17 protein-coding genes are annotated in these 13,169 nt (G+C 70.7%); 2 read left to right on the top strand and 15 right to left on the bottom strand.

Going from position 1 to position 13,169, the window contains the following annotated elements:
* Positions 1-899: 899 nt before the first annotated feature.
* The 8 genes from ACH4PU_RS35990 to ACH4PU_RS35955 form a co-directional block, all read right to left on the bottom strand.
* A complete protein-coding gene (locus ACH4PU_RS35990; RefSeq protein ID WP_398282235.1) occupies positions 900-1,424 on the bottom strand; it encodes a hypothetical protein in 525 nt (174 codons plus the stop codon).
* A gap of 143 nt (positions 1,425-1,567) precedes the next feature.
* Complete coding sequence (locus tag ACH4PU_RS35985) at positions 1,568-1,918, bottom strand: DUF3846 domain-containing protein (RefSeq protein ID WP_398282232.1); 351 nt, start codon at positions 1,916-1,918, stop codon at positions 1,568-1,570.
* 127 nt (positions 1,919-2,045) lie between these two features.
* Positions 2,046-2,576, bottom strand: a complete 531-nt coding sequence (locus ACH4PU_RS35980; protein ID WP_398282229.1) for a hypothetical protein — start codon at positions 2,574-2,576, stop codon at positions 2,046-2,048.
* 88 nt (positions 2,577-2,664) lie between these two features.
* A complete protein-coding gene (locus ACH4PU_RS35975) occupies positions 2,665-3,180 on the bottom strand; it encodes a DUF6573 family protein (RefSeq protein WP_398282226.1) in 516 nt (171 codons plus the stop codon).
* Positions 3,181-3,354: 174 nt separating this feature from the next.
* Entirely contained in the window at positions 3,355-3,597 is a 243-nt protein-coding gene (locus tag ACH4PU_RS35970) for a hypothetical protein (RefSeq protein WP_398282223.1), read from the bottom strand.
* Positions 3,594-3,860: a hypothetical protein gene (locus ACH4PU_RS35965; RefSeq protein ID WP_398282219.1), complete on the bottom strand. Its 267-nt coding sequence runs from the start codon at positions 3,858-3,860 to the stop codon at positions 3,594-3,596. Before ACH4PU_RS35965 ends, ACH4PU_RS35970 begins: the two co-directional genes overlap by 4 nt.
* 71 nt (positions 3,861-3,931) lie before the next feature.
* Entirely contained in the window at positions 3,932-4,321 is a 390-nt protein-coding gene (locus ACH4PU_RS35960) for a DUF3846 domain-containing protein (protein WP_398282216.1), read from the bottom strand.
* A 518-nt stretch (positions 4,322-4,839) separates the two neighbouring features.
* A complete protein-coding gene (locus ACH4PU_RS35955) occupies positions 4,840-5,052 on the bottom strand; it encodes a hypothetical protein (protein WP_398282213.1) in 213 nt (70 codons plus the stop codon).
* Between the two features lie 262 nt (positions 5,053-5,314).
* On the opposite strand from ACH4PU_RS35955, the gene ACH4PU_RS35950 reads away from it, so the two are divergent.
* Positions 5,315-6,394: a pentapeptide repeat-containing protein gene (locus ACH4PU_RS35950; RefSeq protein ID WP_398282210.1), complete on the top strand. Its 1,080-nt coding sequence runs from the start codon at positions 5,315-5,317 to the stop codon at positions 6,392-6,394.
* A gap of 143 nt (positions 6,395-6,537) precedes the next feature.
* Here the strand turns inward: ACH4PU_RS35950 and ACH4PU_RS35945 are convergent, their stop codons facing one another.
* The 6 genes from ACH4PU_RS35945 to ACH4PU_RS35920 form a co-directional block, all read right to left on the bottom strand.
* Positions 6,538-7,035 carry a hypothetical protein gene (locus ACH4PU_RS35945; RefSeq protein WP_398282207.1) on the bottom strand — a complete coding sequence of 166 codons (498 nt, stop codon included), beginning with the start codon at positions 7,033-7,035 and terminating at the stop codon, positions 6,538-6,540.
* 74 nt (positions 7,036-7,109) lie between these two features.
* The gene (locus ACH4PU_RS35940; protein WP_398282204.1) at positions 7,110-7,751 is read right to left on the bottom strand and encodes a hypothetical protein; all 642 of its coding nucleotides are present in this window, start codon (positions 7,749-7,751) and stop codon (positions 7,110-7,112) included.
* A gap of 205 nt (positions 7,752-7,956) precedes the next feature.
* Positions 7,957-8,793, bottom strand: coding sequence for a hypothetical protein (locus ACH4PU_RS35935; protein WP_398282201.1), 837 nt, complete (start codon positions 8,791-8,793; stop codon positions 7,957-7,959).
* Between the two features lie 108 nt (positions 8,794-8,901).
* A complete protein-coding gene (locus ACH4PU_RS35930) occupies positions 8,902-9,867 on the bottom strand; it encodes a hypothetical protein (protein WP_398282198.1) in 966 nt (321 codons plus the stop codon).
* A 406-nt stretch (positions 9,868-10,273) separates the two neighbouring features.
* A complete protein-coding gene (locus ACH4PU_RS35925; RefSeq protein WP_398282195.1) occupies positions 10,274-10,936 on the bottom strand; it encodes a hypothetical protein in 663 nt (220 codons plus the stop codon).
* A gap of 86 nt (positions 10,937-11,022) precedes the next feature.
* On the bottom strand, positions 11,023-11,403 hold the full coding sequence (locus ACH4PU_RS35920; protein ID WP_398282192.1) for a WYL domain-containing protein: 381 nt from the start codon (positions 11,401-11,403) through the stop codon (positions 11,023-11,025).
* Positions 11,404-11,682: 279 nt separating this feature from the next.
* On the opposite strand from ACH4PU_RS35920, the gene ACH4PU_RS35915 reads away from it, so the two are divergent.
* Entirely contained in the window at positions 11,683-11,952 is a 270-nt protein-coding gene (locus ACH4PU_RS35915; RefSeq protein WP_398282189.1) for a hypothetical protein, read from the top strand.
* A 19-nt stretch (positions 11,953-11,971) separates the two neighbouring features.
* On the opposite strand, the gene ACH4PU_RS35910 is transcribed toward ACH4PU_RS35915, so the two are convergent.
* On the bottom strand, positions 11,972-13,021 hold the full coding sequence (locus ACH4PU_RS35910; protein ID WP_398282186.1) for a DUF6292 family protein: 1,050 nt from the start codon (positions 13,019-13,021) through the stop codon (positions 11,972-11,974).
* Between the last annotated feature and the right edge of the window lie 148 nt (positions 13,022-13,169).

The following is a 13,169-nucleotide window of genomic DNA, read 5'->3' as shown; positions in this document are numbered from 1 at the left end:
GCGCCTCCTATTGAATTCCGCCTTTCGGCGGAATTCCGCTGGAATTCCCCTTCGGGGAATTCGGGGTGGTTTAGGATAACCCCCTTCGGGGGTTAATTCGGGGCGGTTGAATTCCCTGTCGGGAATTCGAGGAAGCGGGTTTTTATCGTGGTTTCTGAAATGTTTTCACGGATTCCCCTTCGGGGAATCTGACGGAGGGTTGGGGGATGGTGGGGGCCGGGGGGGTGTCCGCCGTTGGCGGGCACGGGGTTGGGGTGGTGTCCGGTGGGGGGGTCGGGGATGGCCCCTTCGGGGCCGGACAGGGGAGGGTGTATCAGAACGGGGGTGTGGCTAGGGTCTGGGCTGAGGGCCGGTATGCCTTGGTGGGAACGGGTGGTGACGGGGTGTGGAGCGGGCCCCTGCCGGGGCCCGGGGACGGGTGGCACGGGTACCCGGAGGACGGGGCGGGGAGGACGGGGGCGCGGGACCCTTCGGGACCCGCACAACAGACAACACAGAAGGGATACCGGACACATTCCCGGCCGGACTCGCGGGCGCCCTGACCTACACCTGACACCCCGTCGGGGACGTGCACACACAATGCGCACCCGTATTTCCCCGAAGGGGAAACACCACCCCACCAAAAGAACAACCCCCGAGACACCACGATAAACCCCGACACCCACCCGGAGCCGACACCAGACCCCCACCCAGACCCCGACGAAACTCCCAACCAAAAAACCGTCAAACTGACGGTGAGTCAGCACATATCTAAAAGCCAAAAATGGGCCTAAACAAACAGCACGAAAAGAAATAGAGGCCCTTTCGGGCCCCTATCCACTCGCCGAGAAACCTCATTCCCCGACGGATTTCACACCGTCAGAAACCTGCCAACACCCCCGAATTCCTCACGGAATTCATCACCACGGACCGACACCAGCACAAACGCAATCAAGACGCTCCGCCGCCGTCAACATCCACGCCCGGGCGGCCTCGTGATCAGCATCCGGGGTACTCAGGATCGCGGCCGCATCCCGGAGATGGGCTTCCACCCATGCGTTAGTGCACGCGATGAACACCCACCACCGGAAGGCCGTAGAACGGAACCTGTGTCCAGCGGCACGGCTCTGCTGGGCCGCGTACTCTGCCTCGTCGGCCGCGAGGATCGAACGGGACTGGTGGATGCCCGCCTGGCCGGTCAGCCACCGGGGCGAGACCGGACGCGGGCACCGAGCCGTGTGCCGGAGCGTGGCAGCGGCCTGCCCAGCACGGCGCCCGGCGGTAGGGATGTCCGTCGTCTCCCGCAAGATCACAGCGTCGACCGGCGTGCGGCCGTCGCCCCCATAGACGTTGCGCAGGAGCGCCGCCACGATGGCGTTGCCGTGCAACGGTCCGGGAGCGGCGGCGGTCAGATCGCGTTCAGGAACAGGGCTGATGGCGGGCATGGTTCTCTCCTCGGTTGCACGTGCGCGCTTTCGGACGGGGCGGGGGTGCCACTCCCCCGCCGCCGGAGGGACGGCGCAGCCGATGGCTGCGCCGGTGGAGCCGATCCGGGCCGGGCGGCCAAGGTGCCGCCCGGCCTGCTGGTTCAGAGCTCTTCGGCGATGCCGAGCAGAGCCAGCAGCTTGTCCCTGGTGAGCGGCAGGGTGTCGCCTTCGGAGTCGGCGCCGCCGGTCAGCAGCACCGGCCCGTGATAGTCCTGGTAGACGAAGCCGAAGCGTGCGGCGAGCGCGGTCGCGATCCTGTTGACCGGGTGGTTGTAGAGCCCCTCGTCGTCGAGCCACATGTCCAGCTGGCTGGTGAGTGCCACGACGTCCACGTAGTCGCACCGCAGCACGGAGCGCAGGACGACCAGCCGGGACTCAGTGTCCCCGGGCAGGTTGATCGGAACGAAGTCCGCCTGAGGCGTGACGAGCAGGGCGTCGGGCGTGTGGGTCATGGGGGACTCCGTCCTCGTGGGGTGTGTTCTCGGTGTTGGGCGGCTGCCACCACCGAACCCAACAAGAAAAATCTACCGCACTTTCGTCACCGTCGGGGGGAAGACACGGCGATTGGCCGGGTCTTTCTCAACTCGGAGCCGAGTCCGGCTGGACGGTGCTGGACTGGCCGATGCCGTAGACGACGAGCCACGGGCCTTCGGACGGCTTGGCCTTCGGCTGGAGCTGCATAACGAGCGGCTCGCTGCCGTCTGCCGGGACGATCGTCCGGGCGTGGCGTGGGAACTCGCCCGAGTGGTGCTCCGGCAGCCAGCCGGTCACCACGCCCGTGAGCGTCTCGCCGGTGCCCGGATGCGTCCAGGTCACCCAGCCGCCGGGCGCGAACGCGGCCTTGGCGGGCTTCGGGGCCGTGCCGTTGTGGCGGGCCCGCTGCCAGTCCCGGCGCACCTTCTCGGGCGTGTCCGGGTTGGTCTTGACCGTCTTTCCGCTGCGGCGTGGGATGCGGTTCTGAGTGTCCGCCAGGATCTCGTCGCGCCTGCCGGGGAGGCCGGCCGCGAACGCCTCCCGCACGGCCGTGTGGTCGGTCCCGCCGGCGCACACGGTGACGGTCCACTCGCCCTGGTCCAGGAACGCGCGGTGCGTCTCCTCCCACCACCGCACCGACCGGAGACCAGGCCGCGGCGGGGGGCCACTCCCCCACCGCTGGAATCCCGGGAGGGGCGCAGCCTTTCGGCTGCGCCCCTGGGTGCTAGTCCTCGTCCGGCTGCCTGATCGTCAGCACCGGCTCGCCGTTGTCGCCCGGACCGATCTCGGCGACCAGCCGCACATGGCGGGCGGTCCGGGCGCGGCCTCCACGCGGGACGCGGTACAGCTCGACGTCGACCCGGCTGCCGTTGCGGTTCCTGCCGATGGCCCAGCGGGTCATGGAGAGCACATCCCACAGGCGGCCGATCTCGTCCTGCGGGACCTGGCGGTCGCTGTCGGCGTCGGTCCAGGCCACGCAGTCCTCCCACGCGGCGGCCGTAAGGGCCACAGGGACGGAGAAGCGGGTTTCGCGCCAGAGGCCCTCGGGAACGGCCCGCAGGTAGCCGTCGGCGAAGGCCTGGGCGCGGGTGTAGACGTGGATCGGGTCGCCGAACACCTCGGTGAGGGATGCGGCGGACGCCTCGGGCTCCGGCTCGGGGGTCCGGGTCCAGCGCATCGCGTCGTCGCTCACGGTGTCGTCGAAGTGCGTCGCGCCGTCGATCAGGCTCTTGTCCGTCATGGTGATGCCCTCTCTGTTGGGGTGTGTGTCCTCGGTGTTGGGCGGCTGCCACCGCCGAACCCAACAAGAAAAATCTACCGCATTTTCGTCACTGGCGGGGGATTTCGGCGATCCGGCGCGCCGGGTTTCCCTGCCGCCGTGCGGCGCCCGGTCACGGGCGCCGCACGCTGTCCGTCAGTCCCAGTCGGGATCGCTGCGGCAGTGCTCGTACGCCTGCGCGGCCGCTTCGTCGGCGCCGTCCGCGTCGAACTCCATGGCCCAGCGCGTGAAGTCGTCCTCGCTGGTGGCCAGGATGATGACGTCGTCGGCGAGCGGGCCGGGCAGGACGGCGGCCACGAGGAGTTCAGCGGGGTCGACGTCCAAGCGGAACCCGATCACCGTGTACGTCTGGACCGGTGCGGGTGCGGCGGCCGTCATGCGATCAGCTCGAATGCCGCGCCGTCGACGGCCTGGGCGCTCAGGTCCCCTTCGAAGGCGGCGACGACGTACGCGCCGCGGTCGCCTCCCCAGAAGGTTTCGGGCGTCTCGCCGTCGTCTCCCTCGGCGCGGTAGGGGAAGCGCTCCAGGACGGCGGGCGCGGCATTTTCTCTGGCCTCTTCGAATGTGTCGCCCTCGGCGACAACGGCGAATGACGAGGAGAGGTCAACTTCGTACCAGTCGCCGATGATCGTGTACTTCACGTGATTTCTCCGTTCGGAATTCCGGTGGCCGGTCCCCGGGAATTCCCCGGGGACCGGTGAGCGACCTGGTGTCAGGGGCGCTGCTGAGGGGGGAGGTTGGCGGGTCGCTCCAGGTACCGTCCGATCAGCAGGACGGCCTGGGCCTCGGTGAGCCCGAGGGCGTGTCCGTGGGCGTCCGTGGTGCCGGTGAAGACGACGTCCCCTGTGAGCAGCTGCTGGTGCTGCTCCGGCCGGAAGAGGCCGACCAGAGCCATGGCGGGCCGGTTGATCTGCTGGCACAGCTCCGGGTAGTCCTGGTCGATCCACATGGTCAGCTGCGTGGTGAGGTCGACCGGCCGGGCCGTGTCGCAGCACAGCGCATGCTCCGGGGTGCGGACGGTGCCCCAGTGGAGCAGCCGGAAACGCCCGTCGGGCTGGACGAAGAGGGCGAAGGTCTCCGGGGCGATCGCGGTGCTGGGCATAGACGTCTCCCTTGGTCGGGGTGTGCGTTCTCGGCGCCGGGGGTCTGCCACGAACCCGCCGACAAGAAAAATCTACCGCATTTTAATCACGACTGGGGGGAGGTTCGGGAATCTTCTTCAGCGTGTTGCCGCAGGTCAGCACGCACGTACGAAGCCGGGTGGGGGCACGGTGCGGGCCGCGCCGCCTCCTCTGGGCGCGGAGGGCCCAGAGCAAGGGGCAGGGCAGCGCGAAGCGAGGGACACGGCGCGGAGCGCCATGTCCCGGCTGCCATGCCCCGCAGTGCGTGAGAGCGCGGAGCGCTTGGTCCTAGAGGCCGCGGAGCGGGCTCCAGGCACGCGGAGAGGCGGTCCCCGGGGGAGCGCAGCGGACCCGGGGACCGCCGGGCGGTGAGGACGGCGCCGCGCCCCCACCCGGAAGGGAGAAACCCTCTCCCCTTCGCTGCGCCCCGCCGTCCAACAGCTGCGCCCCGGGGCGGCGTTGGGCCGGGTCCGGGGCGCAGACAGGTGCGGGCGGTGGTTCAGGCGGCCAGCGTGAGGGCGGGCGTGCCGGGTCCGGAGGGGTCCGGGTCGTCGGGGCTGAGGTCGACGTGCACCGTGCTGGCGGTGCCGTGGACCGCGAAACAGGTGGCCCAGGACCGGGGGTCGCGCTGGATGGCGAGGGCCCGGCGGGCTGCGTCGGTGTGGTCGTGGGCGTCCAGGTCGATTTCCCAGACGACGGTGTAACTGGGCACGGGAGTTCCTTCGTTGCTCCGAGGATGGGTGCGCCAGCCGGGAGCCGGTTCAGCCAGCGTCGCGGGGGCGCGGTGCGCAGTACAGGCGCAGGGTGACGGTGTCATCCCAGCAGCCCCGTTCGGCATCGGCGGACAGCTCCGAGGGCCGCTCGGCCCTCCAGGTAGTCCGTGGGCACGGTCCCGTCGCGTCGCAATGCCCACGCGGCGGAGGCGCGTTGTGCTAGAGAGCATGGACACAAGCTCGTGGCGCCGGGAGCGGCGCATGCGCATGTGGAGCTGTGGCACGCTGGCCGCGCTCGGCGGAGTAGCCGCGGCGGGCGTGGCCTTGTGGCGAATCCCCTGGTGGATCGACCACCGATACCTCAACAACGGACTCTCGCAGCCCGTCGCGACCACCGTGACGGGAGTCCGCACCGCCCTGCTCGCGCTCGGCGCCGGTGCCCTGGCAGCGGTCGGCATCCTCTACACCCACCGCACCCTGCACCAAACTCGTGAGGGCCAAGTCACTGACCGCTACGCCAGAGCCATCACCCAGATCGCCTCGGACAAACCCGTGGAACAGCTCGGCGGGATCTACGCTCTGGAACGCATCATGCGGGACTCGCCGAAGGACCACGCAACAATCGTCGAAGTGCTCGCGGCATTCGTCCGCGAACACGCGCCCGCACCGGCGAAAACCGACACGCATGACCGCCTGCGACTCGCACGCCGACGCTCGCAGGACCGAATGCCACACGGCGCCACCCCGCGCCGCCCTGACGCCACGCTCCTGCGGCCCACCGAACCCGTCCAGGCAGCGCTCACCGTGCTGGGCCGTCGTCCTCAAGACCGCCACGAGCCCTTCCGACTCAACCTGGCCCGTACGAACCTGCGCGGGGCAGACCTCCATGAGGCCAACTTGCGACGGGCGATCCTGGAGGATTCCCACCTGCAACACACCAACCTACGGTTGGCCAGTTTGCAGGACGCAGTCCTGCGCAGAGCGCAGCTGGAGCGGGCCAATCTGCGTGGGGGGCACCTTGAGGGTGCGGACTTGAGTAACGCCGACTTGACGCGGGCAAAACTCATCAAAACCCACTTCGACCAGGGTTCGAGTCTGTACCGGACGTCTCTGGACGAGGCGAACCTGTCTGGGGCCAACCTGGAGCAGGTCGAAGAGCTGACGGCCAAGCAGATCACGTCTGCTCGGCCTACGCCCGAAACTCGCCTGCCGACGTACATCGCTACGGATAACGGAGTCATCGCTCGGATCGCTGCTGTGGAGGTGATCCGAGCTTGGGAGGTGAGCAGAGCTTGGGAGGCATCACTGAGTGAGGATGCCGAACGCAACCAGACGTCATGACTCCCGCTGCCGCGGCGTCTTCCGCGGCACGGGCGGCATCCCACTCTCAGAGGTGCACGTACAAGCGGTGGTTCACGGTAGGCCTTCTCTCGGGGGTTGGGGGGCGGCTCTCGGCTGCGGTGCCGGCGGGCCGCCCCGATGGGTCAGGCGGCCAGGACGACGCGCGCGGCGTCGAGGCTGCGTTCGTTGACGGAGAGGTAGATGCCCTTGCCGCCCGAAGGGTCCAGGCCGTCGAGCCAGAGTTCCTCGTCCTCGGCGAGGTGGTCGCGCAGCGCTTCGTCGTCTGCGGCGATGCTGGCGGGGACCTCGACCCGGGTGGTGAAGACGTACTCGACTTCCTCGGTCACGGTGAGCTCCACGGTGACGCTGACCTCGGGCTCGTCGTCGAGCGGCTCCGGGTCGGGCTCTGGTTCGGGTCGTCGGACGGGCAGGAGCGTGCCGGACTCCAGGACTGCGGGCCCGTCGGCGGGGGTGTCGAGCAGCAGGGCGGTCCAGCCGGGTTCGGTGTGCGGCCGGGCGTCGCGGACGACGGCCAGCGCTGCGCCGCCGAGTACGGCGATGCGGTCGCCGGGCCTGACCTCGTCTGCCCGGATGCAGCTCTCTCCGGGGAAGTGGTCGTCGGGGCGGTGGGTGCAGGACATGATGCGGCCTCCTTCGGCAGGTGGTGGGCGTGCGCGAGGGCCGGGGTGGCCGCGCGGCCACCCCCGGCGGGACGTCAGCTGTCGGCGGCCAGGAGCTGGTTGCCGGTGCGCTGCCAGTAGCCGGGCGGGGCCTCACTGACGCGGGTCGGGTACCAAGAGCCGGTGGCGCCCATGGTGAAGCCGTCCTCGCACAGGATGTACTGGGCGCCGGGGATCAGCCGGGCGGTCTCGCACTCGGCGGGGTAGTCGACCAGGCGCACGAAGATGTGCGGCTGTCCCCCGAACCAGATCACATCGCCCTGCGCGTAGTCGGTCGGCCGGACGAAGACCCATTCGTCGGGGCGCACCGTGCTGTAGAGGCGGGCGCCGAGGTCCTGGCAGACGGCGGCCAGCGCGTCGTACAGGGCGAAGAACGTCTCGTGGTCCATGCCCTGGGCCACGTCGCTGTCGTTGCTGGGGCCGGTGATCTCGGCGGTTCCCCGGATGTCGGGGGCGTCGAAGCCATAGCGGGCGGCCAGGGCCGTGGCGATGGCGTTGCGCGGTTCGGGCCCGGCGGACTGGTAGTGGAGCTCGACACCGTCGGTGAGCCGGAGAGTGATGTACGGGACGGGCCCGCGAAGGGCTTCGGCGAGATCGAGGACGGTGCCGACGCCTTCGACCCGCTCGGTGATCTGGCCGTCGGGGTCGAGCGAGCTGAAGCAGCTGAGCTCTGCCACGGGGGAACTCCCTTGGTCGCGGTGTGCTTTCGGTTGCCGGGGGCTTTGCCACAAGCCCTACCGACAAGAAAAAGCTACCGCATTTACATCACGACCGGTGGGAGAACACGCCGCTTCCGCCCAAGTCACCGGAGGTCTCCGGGCGCAGCCTCGTTGCGCTGCGCCCGGGCATCCCGGCTTTGACTGTCGGGCGACTGGCCGGGTGTCAGGGTGCGGCTGTGGTGCCGCCGATGACGCTGCACCGGAGCGACTCCACATGGAGGTAGAGGTCGATGCGCGCCTCGTCGTTGCCGAAGGCCGGCGCGATGGTGTGGCCAGCGAGCCACGACGCGGAGAGCACCAGCTCGTAGCGGGCGCGGCCCGGGTCGCCCCCGGCCGCGCGGGTCTCCGCCCACACCCGGCGTGCCGTCGCGAGGGCATGCCGCCCGTACAGGCCGTCGCTGTCCGTCTCCCACAGCGCCCCGGCGGCCAGGGCCGCAATCTCCGTCGCTGCCAGGTCCGCCCGGAAGCCGAAGTCACCGCTCATCGCGACCGGTTCGAGCGCGCCGGTGCGGGTGGCGAACCATCCTTCGACTTGCTCGCGGTTCCCGTTCTTCACCACCGTCATGCCGGAGGCGGCGAGGCGTCCCAGTTCGAGGACGAGCGGGGCCACTTCCGTGCCGAGGTCGGCGACCTGGAGGAAGTCGCGGAGCCGCGCCAGGGCGGCCCGCGCGCCCTCCGGTGCGGCGGACTCCTCGTAGCTGTCGGCGAAGTCGCCGGCCAGGACGCCGGGCATGACCGCCCGGAGGAGCTGCAGGGCTGTCAGCGTGCACCCGGTGCGGGCCTCGGCGGTGGGAGGTGTGTAGTGCGGGTGGAGGTGGTGGTCGTCCAACCAGGCCTCGGCGACAGCCCGCACGAATACGGGGCTTTCGTCGGTGCCGCCGACCTGGGGCGGGAAGTCGGGGTGGCGCCGGCGCCAGTTCTTGACGGCTGCCCGGCCGACCCAGGCGATCGCGGCGATCTGGGACATGTTCACGCGGTCGGGAAGCGTGCTGGAGTGCATCGGGGAACTCCGGGAGGTTGAGGGGCTGGCGTGCTGCTGGGATCTGCGACGAGTTCACCGTGGGGCCGCCGCGCTGCTGCGCGGCGGCCGTCGGCTGCTGCCCCGGGGTCAGGCGCGCCCGGGGCGCTGCGGGGCGTCCGTCCGGGCGGTGTCGGCCGCCCAGAGCTGTCGGGCCTGCTGCTGGGCCAGCCAGTCGGGGTGGGTGAGGTAGGCGGCCAGGGACCGCTCGAAGTCCGGGTCGGGGTCGTCTTCTTCGGCCTCGTACGGGCGGGCGTCCGGGGCGTAATCGGCCGACGGCTGCCAGTCGGGGCGCTCCAGGGGCAGGGCCGGATCACGGCGCAGGAAGGTGCGGACAGCCTCGGCCACGTCCTCGGGCAGGGCGAGGGGGCCCGGGTAGTCCGGGAGCTGGTCGGGGTACTCGTTGGAGCCGTCGGGGCGCATCCAGGCGTACTGCCAGGCGCCGGCATCGGTCCAGATGATCAGCAGCTCCCTCGGCTCTCCGTCGTCGTCTTCGCCGCCGTCGGCCGGGGATTCCGGCTGGAGGGTGATGACGATGCTGCGCGGTTCACCGGCGTCGGCCCAGAAGTCCGTGACCGGCAGACCGGCGCGTTCGATGGCGGCGGCGACCGCTGCGCCGTAGGGCTCCTGGATGTCGTGGTACCCGCGCCCGGCCTCGGCGTACAGGCGGGCCGTGGCCCGGCAGCGCTGCTTCCAGCGCTCGCCGCGGGGGGTGGGGCGCACCGGAACGGTGAAGGTGTGGGGAAGGGGTCCGTCGGCCGGGAGCGGGCTGGCGGCCTGCCAGCCGCGGACGTCCAGGGCGCGGTCGAGATCCCGTTCGGCCTCCGCGCCCCAGGAGTGCTGCTCCAGCCGCAGCTTCTCGTACGGCCCGTGGCCGGGGACGGTCAGCATCCACAGCAAGCTCCACGCGTTCTCGCGCGTGAACGTCGCGACGACCGTGCCGGCGGCGGCCCTGGGCTCACCGGCGCGGATGCGGTCGAGGGCTTCGTGGTAGCCGATTCCCTCAGCGCGCTGAAGTGCGCGGGCCTCGGTGCGCTCACTGGTGTGCCTGGTCATGATCAGCTCCGAACTGGCAGGTTCCCACGTCACCCGCCGACGAGAGCGGATCAATACCTCACGGTGTAGAGCGCCGGATCCCTCAGAACCTTCTCCAACCGACCGGCTACGTGGGCGCGCGGTCATGGATGGGCGTTCGGCTCGCCCTGCAGAGCAACTCTATCGGGCGGGACGGACAGTTGGCCGCGCGCTTCCTGCCTTCGGGTCCGTCCCGGCCGGGTTCAGCGGAACTGCCTGGTGTTCCCGATCGCGGTCGGCTGGCACCGCCGCCCTGGCGGAGTACGGGAGGGGCCCGGGAAGGGCCGGGTGGGGTGGTCACTGCTGGCGGCGGCTCAGGGTGAGGCCGAGGTACCAGAACGTCCGTCAGCTCGGCGACGCACAGCGGTGGTTTCGTCGGTGCCCCTCCTTAAGGCACGGGGTTGGCGGTGATGACACCCCGAATCGCTTTCACCGATGGGGTGTCGTACAAGCCCCTGCGGTCAGGCGATCGGCTCAGCCCGAACCGGGTCCGTCGTGCGACACCGGGGGCGCAGAACCAGGACAGGTCGTACTGCCAGCCCAGCCCGTCGTCGGCCGCCCGGCCGACCCGGAGGTTCAGGGTGTATCCGTCCTCGTACGGCGTCCACGCCTGTGCGGTGGCCCAGCCGCTGGTCTCGGCGAGCGCGAACAGGCTCGCGACCACCTTCGGCAGGGCGTAACCCTCGGGCGCGGTGAACACGGTGCCCGCTTCGAGCAGGCGCTGCGTCCGATCACGAACGTGCTGCTCGGCCGGGGTCAGGACGTTGTCACGCGCCAGGGCGGCGTCCAGGGTGACGGTCCGACCGCTGTAGCGGCAGGTGATGCCGACGCCGTACGCGTCCTGGATGACCGCGCGCCGCTGTCCGCCCAGGGTCCACTCCGACTTCGGTTCGTGCGTGCTCAGGGTGCCCTTGCGGACGTCCACAGTTGCCGTGCTGCCGCACGGGCACAGCGTTTCGATGCGGTGCAGCAGATCGCACCACACGTTGGGCGGGATGATGATCGGGTCGTGCTTCGGCTCGGTGGCCAGGCGCTCAAGCGTGGTCGTCATGCTGCCTTCCTTGGGTCCTTCTGGACGCGCGGTTGCGGATGCGGCGCTGGACGGGGTGGGGCCCGCCAGCGGCGGGCCCCACAGGGTCACGCGGCGAGCGCGATGCGCTTCGGGCTCCAGTCGTCGCGGCCCAGTTCGAGGGCAATGAGCTGGGCGGCGGAGCGCAGGACCGGCGTCTTCGCGGCCGGGGGCGTCATGACGTGGCGGGAGCGGTGGACGGTGTAGGCCGCGATCCGCTCGGTGCGGAAGTCCCGGCGCTCGTCCCGGAGGCGGTCCATGGTGCGGATGATGATCCGGCCCTCCCGGGTGGTGAGGACGTCGTGGACCTCGATGGTGCGCACCGTCTCTTCGCCGTCGGCGTCGGTGTAGGTCATGGTCACGGCGTACTGGCCGTCCATGGCGCGGAGCAGGTCGGTCAGGGTCTTGGTGGAGCTCTGACGGGCGGTGCGCTTCATCGTGTTGAACACGGGGACTCCCTCGTGAGCGGTGTGTTTTCGGTGCCGGTGTCTGCCACGAACTCCCGACAAGAAAAAGCTACCGCACTTTCATCACGATCGGTAGGGTGACACGCCCCAGATGTCGGCGAGTTGTGCGCGGGACCGACGCCGCGTCCCGTCCGGGCCCCGTACCCGCACCCCGCTCAGAGGCCACCCCGCATGCAGACCCCTACAATGCAGTCTCCGAGGCTGCATTCATCCAGTCCGTACCAGGGCGCGCAGCCCGACGGCACCGCGAAGGGACCCCCTATGCCCCGGCAACGCCCACGGCCCAGTGAAGAACGCGAAGCGGCCCGCAGGGCTCTCGTGGAGCGCCTCAAGAAGGCCCGGGCCGAGCGGGACAAGGCGCTGGAGGCTGCCCAGAAGGCCATCGAGGAGGCCGAGCAGAAGTTCTGGCGGGCCGTGGGCTCCGAGGTGAAGAGCTACCACGGCGCTCAGGGCGACACCGCCGAGTTCCTCGACTACACCCGGGACCACGTCCTCAAGCAGGTCAAGAAGCACCAGGGCGGCACGGCCTGAGCGCGCGGCACAACGCGGTCTACTCCACGGGACCGGCCGGATAGATGCGCCGCGGGCGCACCGATCCCCTGCGGCCGTCGGCAAGACCGGCCAGGAGCTCTTCGGCCGCGGGCTGCTGTCCGCTGCCCAGGTAGCGGATGCCGTCCCCCTCCGGCGGGGCGCCGGTGTCCTTGCCGATCGGATGGCGGCGGCTGACCGCGGTGCGCCACCCGTAGCGCTCGTCCCACACCAGGGCCGGCACCGGCCCGCTCTCTAGCACGACGGCGGCGGCCAGGACCCCGTCGGCCGGGCGCTGGACCTGGACTTCCTGCGCGGGGGCAAGTCCCTCCTGTGCCAGGGCATCGGCGGTGTTCTGCAGGTAGGGGTACGCCTGCCGGGCCCGCTGCTCGAGGGCAGCGGCACGGAGCGGCGCGCGCTGGACGGCGGCCGGGTAGCCCAGGCGCTCGGCCGCCTGCTCCGGGGTCAGGCCGGGTTCGGCTTCGAGGAGGTCGGCGATGCGCTCTCCGCGGAGCTGGACGAGGCCTTTCTTCGCTGCCGTTGCGGAAATGCCGAGCTCCTCCGTGACGGTCGCGATGGTGACGGCCGGGTCGTCGTCGAGCAGCTGGGCGATGCGGCCGGGCAGGGCGTCGCGCGGAACCATGTCGCCGCTGCCCGTGGGCCGGCCCGCGGGAGCCTGGGGGCCGGGGCGGTCCCGGTAGGCGCGGATGGCGCGCCGCGGCCAGTGCTCCACTCCCCCGACGTCGACCATGTGCTTCGCGAGCGCCTGGTCCTTCTTGTATCCGTCCCAGGTCTTGGGCGACACCCCGGCGGCTGCGGCCGCCTCCTGACGGTCCAGCAGGTCATCGTCGCTGTCGGTGGTGGGCAGCTCGGGCACGGGCCGGCCCTCGCGGTAGGCGAGGGTCTGCTCGCTGTCCCACAGCAGGACCCGGGCACCGTCCGAGCTGATCGGCGCGGGGTGGTCTTCCCGCGCGTACGGCTTCTTGTTGCGGAAGGTGCCCATGGGCATGCCCATGGCTTCGGCCAGCTTGTCCCTGGTCTGTACGTACGCGCGGCGTCCGGCGCGGATCATTGGGGTTCTCCAGTGAAGGGGCGGGGGGGGGGGGGGGGGGGCGCCCCGCCCCCCCCCGGCGGGCCACACCCCCGCCGGGGGGGGGGGGGGGGGGGGGGGGGGGGGGGGGGGGGGGGGGGGCCGCCCGCCCCCCCCCCCCCCGGGCGCG

The sequence above is a fragment of the Streptomyces sp. NPDC021100 genome, from assembly GCF_044333095.1.
Classification (GTDB): Bacteria; Actinomycetota; Actinomycetes; order Streptomycetales; family Streptomycetaceae; genus Streptomyces.
Note: the sequence above shows the minus strand (reverse complement) of the source record. Positions and strands in the feature narration are given on the sequence as shown.